Below are 17,674 nucleotides of genomic sequence, written 5' to 3'. Positions count from 1 at the left end.
AAATATAGGGGGAAAATCCTCTATATTTCATCCAAAAAATCCAAAAATCGAAGGCATCTTTCACGGGTGCCTTCGATTTTTGGATTCAAAAGGGACTAATGGGTCAGCCCCGTTTGTCGAAATATGGGAAAAGATAATTTACATTACTTGAAACGGTTAATTTAATATGCGCAATTTTCAGCGCACGCTAGGTAAGCGCCCAATAACAAGGTGTATCGTAAGCCCCCATTCAAACAACGCATATAAATCAACAGCACCTCTTGTTAAAATTGACATATCAATCAAAGGAGGTGCTTTTCATATGCCAGAACAAAAATTAACAATTGTCCCCGTAACATTACATTCCGATACAGAAAATATTTCGAACATAAAACGTAAGCCCGAAATAAAAAATAAACGAACTAAATAAATAATAAATCATTTATTTTTGCAAAACAATAAACGCACGTGTAAAACACGTGCGTTTATTGGAATATGGGAAAAGATAATTTACATTAACTTGAAACGGCATAATATGCAAAGTTTACATAGCTATTATAAGCATATGTTTTGTGCTTGTCAAGGTTTTCATAGATGCTTATCACCTTGACATACTGTATTATCGGATAGTTGAATAAAAATTAAAGGGAAAAACTAAAAAAGAACGAATAAATTTTGAAAAATAATGATTTGTCAATAATTTTTATTTATCCCCTTGAATTTTGACTGATATTGACCGATAAATTAAAATATGAATATAGAATACAAGGGGAAATTTATAAATGGATATCTTTTTAATTATTGGTATTATCGCAGGTTTTTTATCAGTGGTTGTAGGAATGATTGTAAAAGGGGCGGATGTTTCTGTACTTATTAATCCGGCCGCTATCATTATCATCTTTGGTGGAAGTATTGCAGCTTTACTTAATTCTTATCCTATGCAACAGATAAAGCGACTACCAAAAGTTTTTGGAGTATTGTTTAATAATCGAGAAGTGAATAATGCAGATTTAATTCAATCAATTATTGAAATGGCCAATATGGCTCGTCGTGATGGATTGCTTGCATTAGAGTCACATGTAAATACTTTAGACGATCCGTTTTTGAAAAAAGGTTTAGAAATGGTAGTCGATGGAATTGATGCTGAACAAATTCGTGAAATTCTAGAGACAGAAATTGCTGGAATTGAAGAAAGACATCATTCAGCAGCTAAGATGTTCAAGACATTAGGATCAACATCTCCAACTTTAGGGGTATTGGGGGCAGTAATCGGTTTGATTGGTGCCTTGGGAAATTTAAGTGATGTTGAGGCTTTAGGTCATATGATTAAAGCGGCCTTTGTAGCGACATTATATGGGATTTTCTTCGGATATGTATTGATGATGCCTTTTGCTTCGCGTTTGGAGTCTAAATCTCAAGAGGAAATTCAGCAAAAGATGATCATTTTGGAAGGTGTGATGGCAATTCAGGCGGGCCACTCACCTAAAAATATTGAAAAACAATTAAACAGCATCATTGAGCCAAACCAACGTAGAGAATCCTAATTTAAGAGGGTGTTTAAACGATGAAACGAAAAAAAAGACATGAAGAACACGTCGATGAAGCATGGTTACTCCCTTACTCTGACATGATGACGCTACTATTAGCTTTATTTATTGTCTTATTTGCGATGGCTAAAGTAGATACGGCGAAATTTAATGAATTTAAAAGTGAATTTACGCAAATATTTGCTGGAGTTGGTCAAAGCAGTGGAACGGCAGTAATTGGCAAAGCCGTGGATCCTGATTTACCAGAAGATACTCAAGAAAAGACAGCAGAATCAGAAGCAACGAAAGAAGCTATTGTAAAGATGCGCTTGGAAGATAAGAAATTAGCTAAACTACAAAAACAATTAGATGAAGATTTATCGAAAACTGAGATTGCTGATGATGTTACGATAGATTTAAAGTCCGATGGGATTCATATTGCATTATCTAGTCGAATCTTATTTAGTCCAGGAAGTGCTGATTTATCTGATGATGTTCAGAAAAACTTGTCAATTGTAGGTAGCCATTTCAAAGGATTAGATCAGGATTTTATAATTGCAGGATATACCGATAATCGACCTGAGAATGGCAAATATGCTTCGAACTGGGAATTGTCGGCGGCACGTGCGATTTCAGTTATGAATTATTTTGTTAACAATCATATGATAGCTAGTAACAAAGTAGCTATTCAAGCATATGCAGATAATAAACCTAAAGCAACAAATAGTACAGATGAAGGTAGACTTCTAAATCGTCGTGTTGAAATCATTATTCAAAAAATGCATACTGCAAAAGTTGTATCTAACGGCAATTAATAGGAGGCTGCATCTTTGAAAAGAAAAGTTATTGCTTTTTTTATAGTTGTATTAACCATCATATTTTGTCTATTTAATGACGATGTTTCGAGTAAAAGCCAAGTAAAAGCAACGCATACGATTAATCTTTCTACTCAAGATATTACTTATTCAACGATTTTATTGGACGTTCCGTTGGAGAGCCAATTTGAAGGTCAAAGACTAGAAAATGGTTGTGAAGTTACTGCATTATCTATGTTGCTTCAATATTATGGTTATGATGTGAATAAAAATGTCTTAGCAAGCCAACTTCAATATGAACCATTTAGTGTAAATAACCAAATATATGGAGATCCTAGAATTGGTTTTGTAGGAGATATTCAAAAAGGAAACCGGGCGATGGGGGTATTTGTGGAACCAATTGCTCAGCTTGCACGTAAAATTGTGCATGAAGATGTAATGGTACATGATGAAAAAATAACGTTTGATGAAGTTATCTCGCTTGTGCAACAAGACATTCCCATTTGGTGCTTGATAACGGTTGATTTTATTGAATTGCAAGATAGTGATTTTATTGAGTGGCCTACAAATCAAGGAAATATTAAGGTTACTCCAAAGATACATGCAGCAGTTATTACTGGAATGGATAGCGAAAATATTTATGTTAATGATCCATATGGATATAAAAATCGTCCCGTTAAAATAGAAACGATGAAAAAAATTTTTGAGAAAATGGGTGCTCAGTCCTTGTATTTTACAATTAACTAGTTGTATAATAATCATGGGGAATGAGTATTGGAGGGTTTAGTATGGAGTCTATTCGAGAAGTACAATATTTTACATTGGATAGTGAAAATTCACTAGTAAAGGCTGAGAATCAACCTTTTGAGTTTGCGAAATTATTAACATTGGATTCTACTTCTAAATCATGGACGGCGTCAAAGCGTGTTCATGCAAGAGAGCGTGGAAGACTAGAGAGTGATCTTGCTACCTTAGATGAAAAATATCGCGCTTATATGATGATGCAACAATCAAATCATACAAGATAATCAAAAAGAGTCAACCATTTAAAAGTGGTGACTCTTTTTTTAGCTATAGGCGAATGGAGCGTTTGAAATAATTCGGCATACGATTTTGGTCTGCAGTAAGGAAAGGTTCTTGTAAGCGACCACGTTTAGCCGCGTGAATTCTTTTGGAGACGGTGAGTGGCTCATCGGCTAATAGAAGTTTCTGTATATGCGTTAGTTCTTTGTAGGCTTCTTTATCATAATAAGATGTATTTCGAGTCATATTTTTTCTCTTTTCATTATTATTTCATTTAAAATTATACACGGTAAAAATTATTTTTCAATAGTTATATGGAAATATATGAATTATTAAATTTTTCATAATGTACTATAATTAGTGTATTTAACATGCATATGTAAATTATTTTATTTATACTAATTATAAATATATAGTTATTTAAAATAATTTTTATGAAATAGATTCTGCGCTATTGAAAAGTAGATTTTGCTAAATCTTTTTAAGTAAGATACATGAAAAAATGCAGTATTAGTTGTAAAATTAAAGGTATAATACATATATAAAGAGGTGTACATATTATGAGTAAAATTCCAACTTACAAATTAGCAAATGGTCAAGAAATCCCGGTGCTAGGTTTTGGTACTTGGCAAACTCCGGATGGGGAGGTGGCTGAACAATCTGTATTGAAAGCTTTAGAAAGTGGTTATCGTCATATTGATACAGCGATGATTTATGGCAATGAAGTTTCAGTCGGTCGTGCCATTCAAAAAAGTGGGGTTGCTCGTGAAGAGTTATTCGTAACGACAAAATTATGGAACACTGATCATAGTTATGAATTAGCGAAAAAAGCCATTGATCAGTCTTTACAAAATTTAGGCTTAGATTATTTTGATCTATATTTGATTCATTGGCCAAATCCAGTTCATTTTCGTGAAAACTGGAAAGAAGCTAATAGTGAAGCTTGGCGTGCGATGGAAGAAGCAGTTGAAACAGGCAAGATTAAATCTATCGGTGTTTCGAATTTTAGAGCACATCATTTAGACGCATTGCTTGAAACAGCGAAGATTCAACCAGTGGTGAATCAAATTTATCTTAACCCATCTGATCAACAAAGAGAAGTAGTGGCCTATAATAATGCCCACAACATCTTAAGTGAAGCTTATAGTCCACTAGGCACAGGTAATTTAATTGGTTTACCAGAGCTAGAAAAGATTGCGGCAAAATATCAAAAGAGTGTGCCACAATTATTATTACGATGGAGCTTACAAAAAGGTTTCTTACCACTACCAAAATCTGTTACGCCATCACGGATTGAGCAAAACTTCCAAGTCTTTGATTTTCTAATTGATGCCCAGGATATGGCAGCGATGGATGCGTTACAAGGGGTTAAGAGTTTAGCTACGGATCCAGATACAACGAATTTTTAATAGCAACATCGAGCATAGCGGTATGGCTATGCTCGATGTTTGTATATTGTTTCTTTCAAGTATTGAATACCGATTACCAAAAATACGATACAGCCTGCAAATAGTAAACTAAATCCAATAGGAATCAAGAAGAAATTTTCGTGTAAAATTCCCTGATCATCAATATATTCTACAGATAAAGCTTTGATTACTAGACAAACAATACCAAGTAATAGAAGAATGGTACCGGTAAGAGTAGTGGCTAAATTTAATTTTGCACGTTTTGTTTGATTGGTATCTTCTATTAATTTTTCTGTCAATTTATTCATTTTTTCATCTCCTAAAATTAGTTCGTCTAACGTCACATCGAATATTTCTGTAATAAGTATCAACATTTGAATATCGGGTAAATTTCGATTGTTTTCCCAGTTTGAAACAGCTTGACGTGTGACATTCAATCGCATAGCAAATTGCTCTTGGGTTAAATGATTTTTTGTACGTATTTGTTTGATTTTTTCAGCAAATTGCATCTTCATCCCTCCTCGCAATCGATGATATCATAAGAAAAGAAAGTATGGTAGAAAGCTAAGGTTGCATCAAGGAAAGTATTGCTTGCAACCTTGATGTTTCGATATTTTGCCTTTATTATAGCATGAGAAAAATTTTATGAAACATTTAAGAAAACAGTGATTTTTAAATCAGTTTCTATAGTTTTTTGTGATTATTTTCTGTATACTTTCATTATATTTAGAAAATGAGGTTAATGGATGGAGCAAAAACATTTAAAAAAGGAAATTAATTTAGTAGGTGCCTTGTCAACAGTGATGGGTACAGTCATTGGTGCAGGGGTCTTTTTCAAAGTGGCCAGTGTCGTCAATCATACGCAAAATGCCTCGGCTACTTTATTTGCCTGGGCTTTGGCAGGTATATTAACAATCTGTGGGGGCTTGACGGTTGCTGAATTAGCCACAGCGATTCCAAAAACTGGTGGAGCGGTGCGCTATATTGAGGAAGCCTATGGTAAGCTGCCTTCATTTTTACTTGGTTGGGCGCAAATGATTGTTTATTTTCCAGCAAATATTGCCGCATTAAGCATTATTTTTGCCACCCAGTGTATCAATCTATTTCATTTGTCCTCTTCTATATTACTACCCTTAGCGATTTTAGTAGGTTCGAGTGTAACGGGGATTAACTTGTTAGGCACAAAGGTAGCGGCCAATGTGCAATCAGTAACACTTATTGTAAAATTGCTACCGATTAGTTTAATTATTCTAGCAGGACTATTTACACAAGGTCAGGTGCAAATAGCTTTAGTGGATGCAAGCTTTTTTGGTCAAACCAATGCTGCCCATAATTTTGCTGCTGCGCTACTGGCTACTTTATTTGCCTATGATGGTTGGTTAAATGTAGGAAATGTCGCAGGTGAAATGAAGCATCCGCAAAAAGATTTGCCTAAAGCGATTATCTTGGGACTTAGTTTTGTAACTTTAGTTTATGTGTTGATTAACTGGGCTTTCTTGAAGAATTTACCGGTTGCGCAGATTGCTGGTAACTTAAATGCAGCGAATTTAGCAGCTATCCAAATGTTTGGTGGTTTTGGTGGAAAATTAGTGACGATTGGGATTTTGATTTCAGTATATGGGGCACTAAACGGCTATACAATGACCGGAATTCGCGTGCCTTATGCTTTAGCGAAAGAAGATGAATTGCCTTTGAGCCACTATTTCAAACGTCTTTCTAAACATACTGCGATTCCGTACGTCGCCGCTTTGTTTCAACTAGCCATTGCCATTGTGATGATGTGTTTAGGAAACTTTGATTTATTAACGGATATGTTAGTCTTTGTGATGTGGTTTTTCAGCATTTTGATTTTTGCGGCAGTTTTTGTTTTGCGCAAGACACAACCGGACTTACCGCGACCATATAAAGTTCCGTTATATCCAGTTTTACCACTCATTGCGATATTCGGTGGTGGGTTTATTTTAGTGATGACAATCGTTTATTCAACCCAGCTTGCCTTAACCGGAATCGGGCTGACTTTACTAGGAGTTCCTGTATTTTACTTAGGACGGAAAATAAAATAAAAATAAATCAGCGTGAAGTTTTAGTGGCTCCACGCTGATTTTTTGCTTCTATTGTTTCATGTTCACCGAATACTTTGGACAATACTTTTGGCATATGGGGCTAAAATTTCTGGAGCATTTTGCTGATGTTGGCCAATTTGTTTGACGATGGCCGATCCGATGATGACCCCGTCTGCAAGTTGACTCATTTGTTGGGCTTGTTCACTTGTGGCAATTCCAAAACCAATCGCCACCGGAATAGTTGGATTTGCTTTACGTACAGCGGCAATCATGCTACCAAGATCCGTATTAATTTGGCTACGAACCCCAGTTACCCCTAAAGAAGAAACGCAATATAAGAAACCATTTGCTTCTTTGGCGATTTTTGCAATACGCTCGTGGGAAGTAGGGGCAATCAAGGAAACAAAGGCTAAACCATATTGCTGGCAAACTTGATTGAATTCTTCTTTTTCTTCAAAAGGCACATCTGGCAAAATCAGACCATCAATGCCGACTTCTTGGGCTTTTTGGATGAAACGTTGGGTACCATAAGAAAAGACCACATTGGCATAAGTCATAATGACCATTGGCACGGTTAAATCTTGACGTAAATCTGCTACCATTTGGAAGATATCATCTGTGGTTACTTGGTTTTTTAAAGCGCGTAAATTCGCTTCTTGAATGACTGGTCCTTCTGCAGTTGGATCTGAAAAAGGAATACCTAGTTCGATAATATCTGCGCCATTTGCTGCTAATGTGCGGATAATGGCTTTACTAGTAGCTAAATCTGGGTCACCACAAGTAATAAAGGGGATAAAAGCTTTGTGGTGAAAAGCTTTTTGAATACGTTGTTGTCCAGTTTGTTTAGTCATGGATGTCTTCACCTCGATATCTTGCAATTGCTGCACAGTCTTTATCGCCACGTCCAGATAAATTCACCACAATAATTTTATCTTTGTCTAGGGTAGGGGCGATTTTGATTGCGTGGGCTAGTGCATGAGCGGATTCAATGGCTGGGATGATTCCTTCTGTTTTACTTAATAATTCAAAGGCATTGACGGCTTCTTCATCAGTAATAGCGACGTATTCAGCTCGTTTTTGGTCATGTAAATTCGCATGCTCTGGTCCAATTCCGGGATAATCTAATCCAGCTGATATAGAGTAAACTGGGGCGATTTGTCCATATTCATCTTGGCAAAAATAAGATTTCATCCCGTGGAAAATGCCGAGTTTCCCAGTTGCAATCGTGGCTGCTGTATCAAGGGTATCGATGCCGCGTCCTGCTGCTTCACAACCGATTAAACGAACTTCAGGATGCTCGATAAAGTGGTAGAAAGCCCCGATTGCATTACTGCCACCACCTACACAAGCCATCACAATATCAGGGAGCCGGCCTTCTTTTTCTAGCATTTGTTCTTTGATTTCTTGAGAGATAACTGCTTGAAAATCACGGACAATTACTGGGAATGGATGAGGCCCCATCACCGATCCAAGACAATAATGGGTATCTTCTATGCGGCACGTCCATTCACGCATTGCTTCGGATACGGCATCTTTTAACGTCGCTGTACCACTCGTAACCGGCACGACTTCAGCTCCTAGTAAGCGCATTTTGTAGACATTTAAGGATTGGCGAATGGTATCTTCTTTACCCATATACACTACACATTCCATATCTAAAAGTGCAGCAGCGGTGGCGGTGGCAACTCCGTGTTGACCGGCACCTGTTTCGGCGATGAGATGTGTTTTACCCATTTTCTTTGCTAATAAGGCTTGTCCTAATACATTGTTAATTTTATGGGCCCCGGTATGATTTAAGTCCTCACGTTTGAGATAGATTTTTGCGCCACCTAGTTTTTTCGTCAGTTTTTCAGCGTAGTAGAGTCTACTTGGACGATTGGCATAGTCATGGAATAATTCTTTTAACTCATTTTGAAAAGTTGGATCATTTTTAAAGTGATTATAGGCTTCTTCAAGTTCGATGACGGCATTCATTAAAGTTTCAGGAATATATTGACCGCCATGGATACCGAAGCGTCCATTTGGATTTGTCATTGTTTTCATCCTTTCATGATGTTGATAATAGTGGTCATTTTTTGCTTATCTTTACGGCCATTTGTTTCGATGGCTGAGCTTAAATCAATGGCATAGGGGTTAAGGGATAGCGCTTCTTTGAGATTTTCACTATTAATCCCACCCGCTAAAAAGTACTCGCGTTTGACTTCTTGGATATAGCGCCAGTCAAAAGTTTTGCCACTACCAGCTACCTTGTAATCAAAAAGTAAATAATCGGCTGGGGATTGTATAGCTTTGTCGACATCATCAGGTGTTTGAATTCCAAAGGCTTTGATTACGGGTACTTTAAGCGTTTGTTGGTAGTGACGAATGGTTGCTTCATCTTCAGCGCCATGTAATTGTATGACCTGAATGACTTGATTGTTTACAAGTTTTGCAATTAGGCTTTCGGGTGCATCGACAAAGACACCGACTCTCGTAATTTCAGGTTTAAGTGTTTGGCTGATTTTTTTGGCCTCTTCAAAAGTGACGACGCGTTTACTTTTGGGCGCAAAAACCATTCCAATGTAATCTGGCGCTAATTGATTGAGGTAATCTAAATCGCTATCTGGTTTGATGCCACAAAATTTAATTTTACTCATTCTTTTCACCTCTAAGCTCGGCCATCTTTGCTTGTCTGTCACTGGCTTTCATCAATGTTTCTCCAATCAGTACGGCATCGATTTGCGCTTTTTCAAGTAAAGCAATGTCTGAGCGGCTTTGTATCCCACTTTCAGCCACCATCAGAATCTCTTTAGGAATAGCCCGGCGTAGATTTAAGGTATTTTCAACGTTGACTTGGAAATTTCTAAGGTTACGATTATTCACACCGATAATTTTTGCGCCGGCGTCAATGGCTTGTTTGATTTCGGCTTCATCATGGGCTTCGACTAAACACGATAAGCCTAGTGAATTGGCTATATCAAGATATTGTTTTAAAATTTGTGTATCTAATAAGGAGACAATCAATAAAATAGCTTGAGCGCCTAGTCGTTTTGCTTGATAAATCATATATTCATCGACGACAAAATCTTTTCTCAAACAAGGAATCTTAACTTCTTGGGCGATTTTTTGCAAATATTGATCACTGCCTAGGAAAAATTCGGGCTCAGTTAGGACAGATATCGCACGAGCACCCACGTTTTCGTATTCTTTGGCAATATGTAAATAATTAAAATCTTCATCTATTAATCCTTTCGAGGGGGAGGCTTTTTTACATTCACAAATATAACTCAATCCCTCTTTGCGTAAAGCTTGTTCAAAAGGAAAATCTTGATTGATTGGTAATTTGGCACAAGCTTGTTTTAATTCTTCTAGAGGGTGGAGCGCTTTTTGCTTTTCAATTCGTTCTTTCGTTTTATTGGCAATTGTTTGTAAGATATCAGTCATGACGAGCCTCCTGTATTTGAGCAAAATCAATGACTTTTAATAAAGTGGCCAAAGCTTCCCCAGAGTCAATTAATTCACCAGCTTTAACGATACCTTCTGCAAAAGTTGCGGCTTTACCACCAAGATAAAGGGCGGCTCCAGCATTTAGTAAGACAGCTTGGCGTTTTGGTCCTTTGATTTTACCAGCTAAAATATCTTTGGTGATTTGTGCATTTTCTTCTGGCGTGCCCCCTCGTAAATCTTCTTTGGTGCAGTAGGTAAAACCAATAGATTGAGGGTCAAAGGTATAACGTGTGACTTGTCCCTCATTTAGTTCGCAGATGCTAGTAGGAGCGCTTAAAGAAATTTCGTCTAATTTATCTTGCCCATAGACGACCATGGCTCTTTTCACACCGAGTTCATTTAAAGTATGTGCTAAGATTTCTAATAAGGATTCGTCATAGACACCAAGTAGTTGATAGCTTGGTTTAGCTGGGTTGGTTAAGGGACCTAAGATATTAAAGACGGTGCGAATGCCTAACTCTTTACGAATCCCTCCCACATATTTCATCGAAGGGTGGTAACTTTGGGCAAAACAGAAGCAAAAATTCGTCTTTTCTAGCATTTCAATGTTTTCTTCAGGCGTTTTGGCTAAGGGGAGTCCTAAAGCTTCTAAGCAGTCAGCCGTACCACTTTTAGAAGAAGCTGCCCGATTGCCGTGTTTTGCTACTTTGATGCCACTAGCTGCCACAACAAAGCTAGCGGTAGTCGAAATATTAAAGCTATTGGATCCATCGCCCCCTGTGCCGACGATGTCCATGACTTCAAATGGGTGATGAATCAAGGTTGCACAGTCTCGCATGGCTTTGGCACATCCAGAAATTTCTTCAATGGTTTCACTGCGGCTGCTTTTGGTGGATAAAGCTGCTAAAAAGGCTGCATTTTGAGTAGGGGAGGTTTGACCATTCATGATTTCACTCATCACTTGATAAGCCTCATCAAAAGTTAAATCTTGTTTATCGACAATTTTTTTAATCGCTTCTTGAATCATTATTTTATTTCCTCCAATACTGTATTTGGTGTATAGTTTTGCGCAAATTGAATGAAATTCGCTAATAGTTTTCGGCCGTTGGGTGTAAGAATTGATTCGGGGTGAAATTGGACCCCAAAGATTGGATAAGTTTGATGATTTACGGCCATTATTTCTTGTTCATTCGTACTTGCGATAACTTTTAAGCATTCAGGAATTGTTTCTTTTTGTGCAATTAAAGAATGATATCGTGCCACTTGCATCGGTGCAGCAATCTCTTTAAATAGAGGACTCTCCTGATTGATTTGAATATAGGACGACTTGCCATGCATTAATTGTGGGGCATGGGTAATCGTAGCACCAAAAACTTGGCAGATAGCTTGATGGCCTAAGCAAACACCTAAAATCGGAATTTTATGTCCTAGGCGAGTAATCACTTCTTGGCAAACTCCAGCATCTTCCGGTCGACCAGGTCCAGGTGAAAGGATGATGGCTTGCGGGTTGAGCTGTGCGATTTGTGCCACGCTATAGGTATCATTGCGAATGACTTTAATTTCTTTGGCAATTTCGCCAACCATTTGATAGAGGTTATAGGCGAAACTATCATAGTTATCAATGAGTAAGATCATTTGAATTTCCTCCTGCAAGTTCTAAAGCTTTCACCGTGGCTTTGGCTTTATTGATACATTCTTGATATTCTTTATCGGCATTTGAATCAGCCACAATTCCAGCACCACTTTGAATAAAGATTTTTTGGTTTTTTTGATAAATAATGCGAATGGCAATACATAAATCAAGATTCCCGCTAAAATCGATGTAACCAATTGCCCCGCCGTAAATGCCGCGTTTGACATCTTCTAATTCATTGATAATTTCACATGCTCGAAATTTCGGTGCACCGGATAAAGTTCCAGCTGGTAAAATCGCATCTACGGTATCTAGTGTATCTTTATCATTTTGGATAATTCCGCGAATGGTTGAACCGATATGCATAACGTGTGAGAAACGTTCAATATTTAAATATTTTTCGACTTCGACCGTGCCAAACTGACAAACTTTACCTAAATCATTGCGTCCTAAATCCACCAACATATTGTGCTCGGCCAGTTCTTTTTCATCTTGTAAGAGCTCGTTTTCTAAGGTCGAATCTTCTTGCAAGGTCTTGCCCCGGGGTCTAGTTCCGGCTAAGGGATAGGTGTATAATGTTTCATTTTCTAATTTGACTAAGGTTTCAGGGGAGGCACCAATTACTTCTAAGTCACTTGTTTGCACATAAAAGAGATAAGGCGAAGGGTTTAGCAGCCTTAATTGGCGATAAGTATCCAGTAAACTTCCTTGAAAAGATGCGCTTAAGTAATTGGAAAGCACGACTTGGAAGATATCCCCTTCATAAATATAGTTCTTCGCTTTTTGAATCATTTGGGCAAAATGCTCCTTGGTAAACCGAGGTTGTAAAGGGGCTAATAATTCACCCGTAAATTTACGTTTTGCATGTTGATTAGTCAAAAGTTCAGCCAAATCTTGTAATTCTTGACAGATTTTTTGATACTGTGCCGTCAAATCAGTTAGCGACACATTAGCGATTAGATAGATTTTTTGTTGACTATGATCAAAGCAGACCACTTTGGTAAAAAGCATCAAGTTGAAATCATTTAATGCTTCAGGGTTTTTAGCATCTAATTTTAATTTTGTTTCGGCATATTTGAAATAGTCGTAGCCAAAATAGCCGACTAAACCACCGATAAAGGGCGGTAGATTGGTTCGTTTAGGTACGCGGTATTGAGCTAAAAGCTTGCGTAAATATTTTTGAGGGGTAGTACTTTTAATTGCTTGACCATTTTCATAGATTTGACCGTCTAAGCCAGTGATTTCTAAAACTGGATCAAAGCCTAGAAAAGTATAGCGCCCCCATTGTTCTTTAGAGATGACGGACTCTAGTAAAAAGCAAGGTTTGTTTTGCTCTTTGAATAGTTTTAAGACTTCTAGCGGTGTTTTGATATCTGCTAGCAATTCTAGTGTCAGTGGATAATGTGTGTAGTCTTTTGTATTTGCTTGATTTTGTAAAAAAGACAAATCCGGATAAATTGGATACATAAAAAGGCCTCCTTAGATTGTCGTAGGAAATAAAAAAGTCCTCGACAGCATAATAAATGACTGTCAAGGACGAATCGACTAATCCGCGGTGCCACCTTGATTCATGGAAAACTCCATACCCTCAGCAAGATACCAACATATCTTCGACTACTTACGTAAGCCATCACGTGGTAGTATACTCAAAAGCAAGCTTTCTTTGACTACCCCCTCCGCGGTCCATTTGATAACTTGTTTTTCGCCTAACTCTCAGCAACGTAGACTCTCTGTAGAAGCATGATTACCTTTATCTCCGCATCATTGGTTTAAAATGAGAAATATTTAATTTTTAAAACAGTATATTCTAATTATATTCTCATGTCAAGTAGAATGAACAAATAAATTTATCGTTTCAATGAAAAGATGTTTTTGATTTTTCTATAAATTTTTTAGTGAAAAGAATGGCAAAATAGCGTAGAATAGTTTATGAGAATGATTATCAATTGTGAGGTGGTTTGGTGAAAGAACTTGATTTAAATTTGACTTTATATCAATTGGTTCAAAGTTATCCAGAAATTTTGGATATTATGTTTCAATTAGGATTTAAGGAAATTAAGGCACCTGGTATGCTACAAACAGCCGGGCGATATATGACGATTCCTAAAGGGGCAAAATTAAAGAAAATTCCTTTAGAACAAATTATGCAGGCCTTTGAAAATGCTGGGTTTACAGTCGTGGGAGGTAAATAAATGGATCAAACAAGAAAACAAAGACAAGAAAAAATTGTCGAAATATTAACTACTTTACATAATGGGGGCAGTTTTGAAGAAGCGAAGGCGCTGTTCAATGAAGCCTTCGATGGTGTGGATGTGACCGAAATAACGGCTGCTGAAAAAGCCTTGATTCAATCAGGACTTGATCCAAGCGAAATTCAACGGTTATGTAATATTCATGCGGCTGTCTTTAAGGGTTCCATCAATGAGATTCATCGTTCAAATGAAGAGCATGGGCAAGTAGGACATCCGGTACATACTTTAAAATTAGAAAATCAAGTCTTGCAATCTTTGCTAACAGATGAAATTGATGGGATTTTAGCGAAAATGGCTAAACAAGACTGGTCACAATTGGAACGTCTTCAAAGAGCAGTGGCAGATTTAAAAAATATTGATAAACACTATACACGCAAGGAAACGTTGATTTTTGCTTTCATGGAAAAATACGGCATTACTGCACCACCTAAAGTCATGTGGGGGGTGGATGATCAAATTCGTGCGATGATTAAAGAGTTTGCTGAACTTTTAGCTTCTCCTAAAGTAGCGTATAATCCACTATCTGAAAAATGGGCCGCTTTGAAAAACGAAATAGAAGAAATGATTTTTAAAGAAGAAGAAATCATGATTCCAATGACGCTAGATGTTTTTAGCTTGGCAGACTGGCAACAAATCGCTAAAGATAGTCATGATATTGGTTTTAGCTTTATTACTGAACCGTTAAAATGGGTACCGAGTGCTGCTTCCTTTGAAAAAGAAAAGGAAAATGAGGTACAACGTCTAGCAGCTATTGCCCAAGCGAAAGAAACAACTGAAGCAATTGCCGCAAGTTTACCCGATTATCCTGTGAGCTCGGTTGCTACTCAAGAAAAGACAGATAATTTTAGTGGAGATTTAACGCAAACCATTGATCTACCAACTGGGAACTTACAATTAGAACAATTAATCGCGATTTTCTCTCATCTACCAGTTGATTTAACCTTTGTTGATGCTGATGAGAAGGTCCGTTTTTACTCAGAAGGCCCACATCGTATTTTCCCAAGAACGAAATCAGTGATTGGACGAGAAGTGGTGAACTGTCATCCGCCAAAGAGCATGCATATTGTCCAACAAATTTTAGATGATTTCAGATCAGGCGCACGTACACAAGCTGATTTTTGGATTGATATGCGTGGAATGAAAATCTCGATTCGCTATTATGCACTTCATGATGAACAAGGCAAATACTTAGGTTGTTTAGAAGTGACGCAAGATATCACTGAATTACAGCAATTAACCGGACAAAAACGTCTTTTAGATGAAGTGAAATAAGTAAAAAGGCTACGAAAACATCATTTGTCTTCGTAGCTTTATTTTATGCTTTTATTTTCACTGATTTATGGAAGAAATAAAGACCAGCGATAAAGATGATAATCAATACACCCAGTCCCATTTGTTCACGATTGGTAATTTGGGTGACGCTACTGACAAGGAAAGTTCCTAAGAAGGCGGCTCCTTTCCCACAAACATCTAGAATCCCAAAATATTCTCCGGATTGGCTTGCTGGAATCATACTTGCAAAATAAGATCGGGATAATCCTTGAATCCCCCCTTGGAATAAGCCAACAAAAATAGCTAACATCCAAAATTGAATGGGATAAACCAAGGTAACCGCAAAGAGCGTAATGCCAACATAAGCAAATAGACAAACATAGATTAATGTAGATGTCTTGAAGTGTTTGGTAATTCGCGCAAAGACAATCGTAGCAGGAAAGGCAACAAACTGAGTTACCAATAAGGCAAGGAGCAAGTCGGTATCTCCTAGTCCCAATGCTTTACCGTAAGCCGTAGCCATACTAATAATGGTATTGACACCATCAATGTATAAGCAAAAGGCAATCAAGTAATAAAAAATATGTTTTTGATGATAAATGGCTTTTAAGGTTTTCTTCAAACGGCTGAAGGTATTTTTTAGTACATTGGCTTGTTTAGGAATATAGTATTTTTGCTCATAAACTTTCAGTAAGGGTAGGCTATTGATTAACCACCAAGTCGCAGTAATACTAAACGCTAAAATCATTGCTGCAGTAAGGCTGAGATGAAAAGCATTACGACCTAAAACTAGACCAATACTTAGCACAAACGGAACAATACTTCCAATATAGCCCCAAGCATAACCCAAGGAAGAAATATTATCATAGCGCTCTTTTGTCGTAATATCGGTTAGCATCGCATCATAGAAAATCAAACTAGAGGAATAGCCTAATTTACTAATGACATATACAACTAAAAGGAGCCACCAAGTATGCGCTAAATTTAAGGCGTAACAACCTACAACCCCAATAGTCAAAAACAGTATGAAAAGTTTTTTCTTCATCCCTTGAAAGTCAGCAATACTTCCAAAAATCGGACCAATAAACCCAACAAAAAGTGTAATCAAGCTTGTAGCATAACCCCAATAAGCTAAGTACTGAGCCGAAGATAAGTGTTCTTGTTGGGCGAGATGATTGAAATAAATCGGTAAAATCGTAGCCAACATCAAGCTATAACCAGAATTTCCCACATCATATAATATCCAGTCACGTTCATTCTTAGTGACTTTCTGTTTTAATAGTTTTTGCATATTTTCCCCTATTCTCTTTCAAATGTCGGTGCATAATCGCTATTAAAAGTCATATTTGGTTTTGAGAGTTGGTGATTAAAATCAGTTAACATATCCACTGCATTAGCCACAGCCATCTTGTAACGGCGGTATAATTCTTCATTTGAAGCAGCTAGTTTTGGATTTGGTTGTTTATTGATAATTAGCTTGCTTCTTGTAGCGTAATTTCCACTAATTAAAAAGATTCCCTTCACTAAGCCGCGTTTGAAATTACCCGGTGCGACAATAACGTCTAGAAAAGCTCGCATGGTCACTAAGGTTTCTTTGATTTGTGCTTGACTAAATTGCGGGAAGCACTTGCTAATGACCGCCACATCTTCATCATCTGTGCAGATATGGCTACTCAAACGATGGCTAAGAGGATCAAACCCGTCTTTAATTAATAACATACGGTCAAATTCAGCTTCGATTTCTGCATGTGAAAAGCCAGTATCTTGGACTTTATAGACATATGGATGACAGTATTTATCCAAGCAATAATGACATAAAAATCCTAAAATATAGACTTTTAAGGCAGTATTATCACCTGGTTGCATCTTTAAGTAACGGCGGAATCTCTGGAATACTTGACGACCTGTTTCATTATGCAATTCGCTGCCATAAGCACTTAACGCATTTTTATGGTAAGGACGGTAATAAAACAGAATGTCTGGTCCATGTTGGCCAGTTAAAAATAATGGCAAGTATTGCTTTATTTCTGCTTGTAAATCCTTAGGTAGTAAAGGTAATACTTCTTTCCCAAATCTCAAGTGTGCATAGGTAGTCGGCATAAATGTCTCCTCCTTAATTAAAATAATTAAAATGATTAAAATGATTCTAAGTTAATTATATAACTATTTTTTTTCGATTTCAATTCACAAGAGGTTTCATAACTAAAGTAGATTCATTAATCACGGGAACGGTTCTATTTCAGCTGTTTTTTTTTAGAAATAAAGAAACATTTACA

General features: G+C 37.2%; 19 protein-coding genes and 1 other annotated feature. Of the genes, 8 read left to right on the top strand and 11 right to left on the bottom strand.

All coding sequences use genetic code 11. From position 1 onward, the window contains the following. The first annotated feature begins 761 nt into the window (after nt 1-761). From motA to ACTQZM_RS00940, 4 genes are read left to right on the top strand one after another with little or no spacing between them, the layout of a single operon-like run. Complete coding sequence (gene motA, locus ACTQZM_RS00955) at nt 762-1,523, top strand: flagellar motor stator protein MotA (RefSeq protein WP_248624047.1); 762 nt, start codon at nt 762-764, stop codon at nt 1,521-1,523. Nucleotides 1,524-1,543: 20 nt separating this feature from the next. Further along, complete coding sequence (locus ACTQZM_RS00950; RefSeq protein WP_441652605.1) at nt 1,544-2,320, top strand: flagellar motor protein MotB; 777 nt, start codon at nt 1,544-1,546, stop codon at nt 2,318-2,320. Nucleotides 2,321-2,335: 15 nt separating this feature from the next. Further along, a complete protein-coding gene (locus tag ACTQZM_RS00945) occupies nt 2,336-3,067 on the top strand; it encodes a C39 family peptidase (protein ID WP_441652604.1) in 732 nt (243 codons plus the stop codon). Nucleotides 3,068-3,108: 41 nt separating this feature from the next. Then, nucleotides 3,109-3,348, top strand: coding sequence for a hypothetical protein (locus ACTQZM_RS00940; RefSeq protein WP_441652603.1), 240 nt, complete (start codon nt 3,109-3,111; stop codon nt 3,346-3,348). Between the two features lie 43 nt (nt 3,349-3,391). Here ACTQZM_RS00940 and ACTQZM_RS00935 read toward each other — a convergent pair whose 3' ends face one another. Then, nucleotides 3,392-3,589 (bottom strand): hypothetical protein, encoded by a 198-nt coding sequence (locus ACTQZM_RS00935; RefSeq protein WP_113783649.1) that lies wholly within the window; start codon nt 3,587-3,589, stop codon nt 3,392-3,394. Nucleotides 3,590-3,903: 314 nt separating this feature from the next. On the opposite strand from ACTQZM_RS00935, the gene ACTQZM_RS00930 reads away from it, so the two are divergent. Beyond that, nucleotides 3,904-4,752: an aldo/keto reductase gene (locus ACTQZM_RS00930; RefSeq protein ID WP_441652602.1), complete on the top strand. Its 849-nt coding sequence runs from the start codon at nt 3,904-3,906 to the stop codon at nt 4,750-4,752. A gap of 26 nt (nt 4,753-4,778) precedes the next feature. On the opposite strand, the gene ACTQZM_RS00925 is transcribed toward ACTQZM_RS00930, so the two are convergent. After that, nucleotides 4,779-5,261, bottom strand: coding sequence for a DUF3955 domain-containing protein (locus tag ACTQZM_RS00925; protein WP_349276715.1), 483 nt, complete (start codon nt 5,259-5,261; stop codon nt 4,779-4,781). Nucleotides 5,262-5,498: 237 nt separating this feature from the next. Between ACTQZM_RS00925 and ACTQZM_RS00920 the strand changes: the two genes are divergently transcribed. Further along, nucleotides 5,499-6,815 (top strand): APC family permease, encoded by a 1,317-nt coding sequence (locus ACTQZM_RS00920; RefSeq protein ID WP_349276713.1) that lies wholly within the window; start codon nt 5,499-5,501, stop codon nt 6,813-6,815. Nucleotides 6,816-6,877: 62 nt separating this feature from the next. Here ACTQZM_RS00920 and trpA read toward each other — a convergent pair whose 3' ends face one another. Genes trpA through trpE form a run of 7 tightly spaced genes read right to left on the bottom strand, consistent with a single transcriptional unit; the run spans nt 6,878 to nt 13,341 of the window. Then, the gene (trpA, locus tag ACTQZM_RS00915) at nt 6,878-7,666 is read right to left on the bottom strand and encodes a tryptophan synthase subunit alpha (protein ID WP_441652601.1); all 789 of its coding nucleotides are present in this window, start codon (nt 7,664-7,666) and stop codon (nt 6,878-6,880) included. Beyond that, on the bottom strand, nt 7,659-8,849 hold the full coding sequence (trpB, locus tag ACTQZM_RS00910; RefSeq protein WP_349276709.1) for a tryptophan synthase subunit beta: 1,191 nt from the start codon (nt 8,847-8,849) through the stop codon (nt 7,659-7,661). The genes trpA and trpB overlap by 8 nt, the downstream gene beginning before the upstream one ends. A gap of 5 nt (nt 8,850-8,854) precedes the next feature. Next, entirely contained in the window at nt 8,855-9,451 is a 597-nt protein-coding gene (locus ACTQZM_RS00905; RefSeq protein ID WP_349276707.1) for a phosphoribosylanthranilate isomerase, read from the bottom strand. Continuing rightward, the gene (gene trpC / locus ACTQZM_RS00900) at nt 9,444-10,238 is read right to left on the bottom strand and encodes an indole-3-glycerol phosphate synthase TrpC (protein ID WP_441652600.1); all 795 of its coding nucleotides are present in this window, start codon (nt 10,236-10,238) and stop codon (nt 9,444-9,446) included. The genes ACTQZM_RS00905 and trpC overlap by 8 nt, the downstream gene beginning before the upstream one ends. Beyond that, nucleotides 10,231-11,268: an anthranilate phosphoribosyltransferase gene (gene trpD / locus ACTQZM_RS00895; protein ID WP_441652599.1), complete on the bottom strand. Its 1,038-nt coding sequence runs from the start codon at nt 11,266-11,268 to the stop codon at nt 10,231-10,233. Before trpD ends, trpC begins: the two co-directional genes overlap by 8 nt. Next, entirely contained in the window at nt 11,268-11,876 is a 609-nt protein-coding gene (locus tag ACTQZM_RS00890) for an anthranilate synthase component II (protein WP_171301461.1), read from the bottom strand. The genes trpD and ACTQZM_RS00890 overlap by 1 nt, the downstream gene beginning before the upstream one ends. Then, nucleotides 11,860-13,341, bottom strand: coding sequence for an anthranilate synthase component I (gene trpE / locus ACTQZM_RS00885; protein WP_441652598.1), 1,482 nt, complete (start codon nt 13,339-13,341; stop codon nt 11,860-11,862). The genes ACTQZM_RS00890 and trpE overlap by 17 nt, the downstream gene beginning before the upstream one ends. Nucleotides 13,342-13,403: 62 nt before the next feature. Beyond that, nucleotides 13,404-13,648: a binding site (T-box leader), on the bottom strand. 187 nt (nt 13,649-13,835) lie between these two features. On the opposite strand from trpE, the gene ACTQZM_RS00880 reads away from it, so the two are divergent. Together ACTQZM_RS00880 and ACTQZM_RS00875 are read left to right on the top strand one after the other, a co-directional pair. Next, nucleotides 13,836-14,066 (top strand): DUF1858 domain-containing protein, encoded by a 231-nt coding sequence (locus tag ACTQZM_RS00880; RefSeq protein WP_047334990.1) that lies wholly within the window; start codon nt 13,836-13,838, stop codon nt 14,064-14,066. Beyond that, entirely contained in the window at nt 14,067-15,398 is a 1,332-nt protein-coding gene (locus tag ACTQZM_RS00875; protein WP_441652597.1) for a DUF438 domain-containing protein, read from the top strand. A gap of 43 nt (nt 15,399-15,441) precedes the next feature. Here ACTQZM_RS00875 and ACTQZM_RS00870 read toward each other — a convergent pair whose 3' ends face one another. Together ACTQZM_RS00870 and ACTQZM_RS00865 are read right to left on the bottom strand one after the other, a co-directional pair. Further along, nucleotides 15,442-16,689 (bottom strand): MFS transporter, encoded by a 1,248-nt coding sequence (locus tag ACTQZM_RS00870; protein WP_441652596.1) that lies wholly within the window; start codon nt 16,687-16,689, stop codon nt 15,442-15,444. Between the two features lie 8 nt (nt 16,690-16,697). Then, complete coding sequence (locus ACTQZM_RS00865) at nt 16,698-17,498, bottom strand: zinc dependent phospholipase C family protein (RefSeq protein WP_441652595.1); 801 nt, start codon at nt 17,496-17,498, stop codon at nt 16,698-16,700. Between the last annotated feature and the right edge of the window lie 176 nt (nt 17,499-17,674).

The organism is Enterococcus cecorum (assembly GCF_052119425.1).
Taxonomy (GTDB): domain Bacteria; phylum Bacillota; class Bacilli; order Lactobacillales; family Enterococcaceae; genus Enterococcus_E; species Enterococcus_E cecorum_C.
The sequence above is the reverse complement of the archived record's forward strand: the minus strand, read 5'-3'. Positions and strand labels throughout refer to the sequence as shown.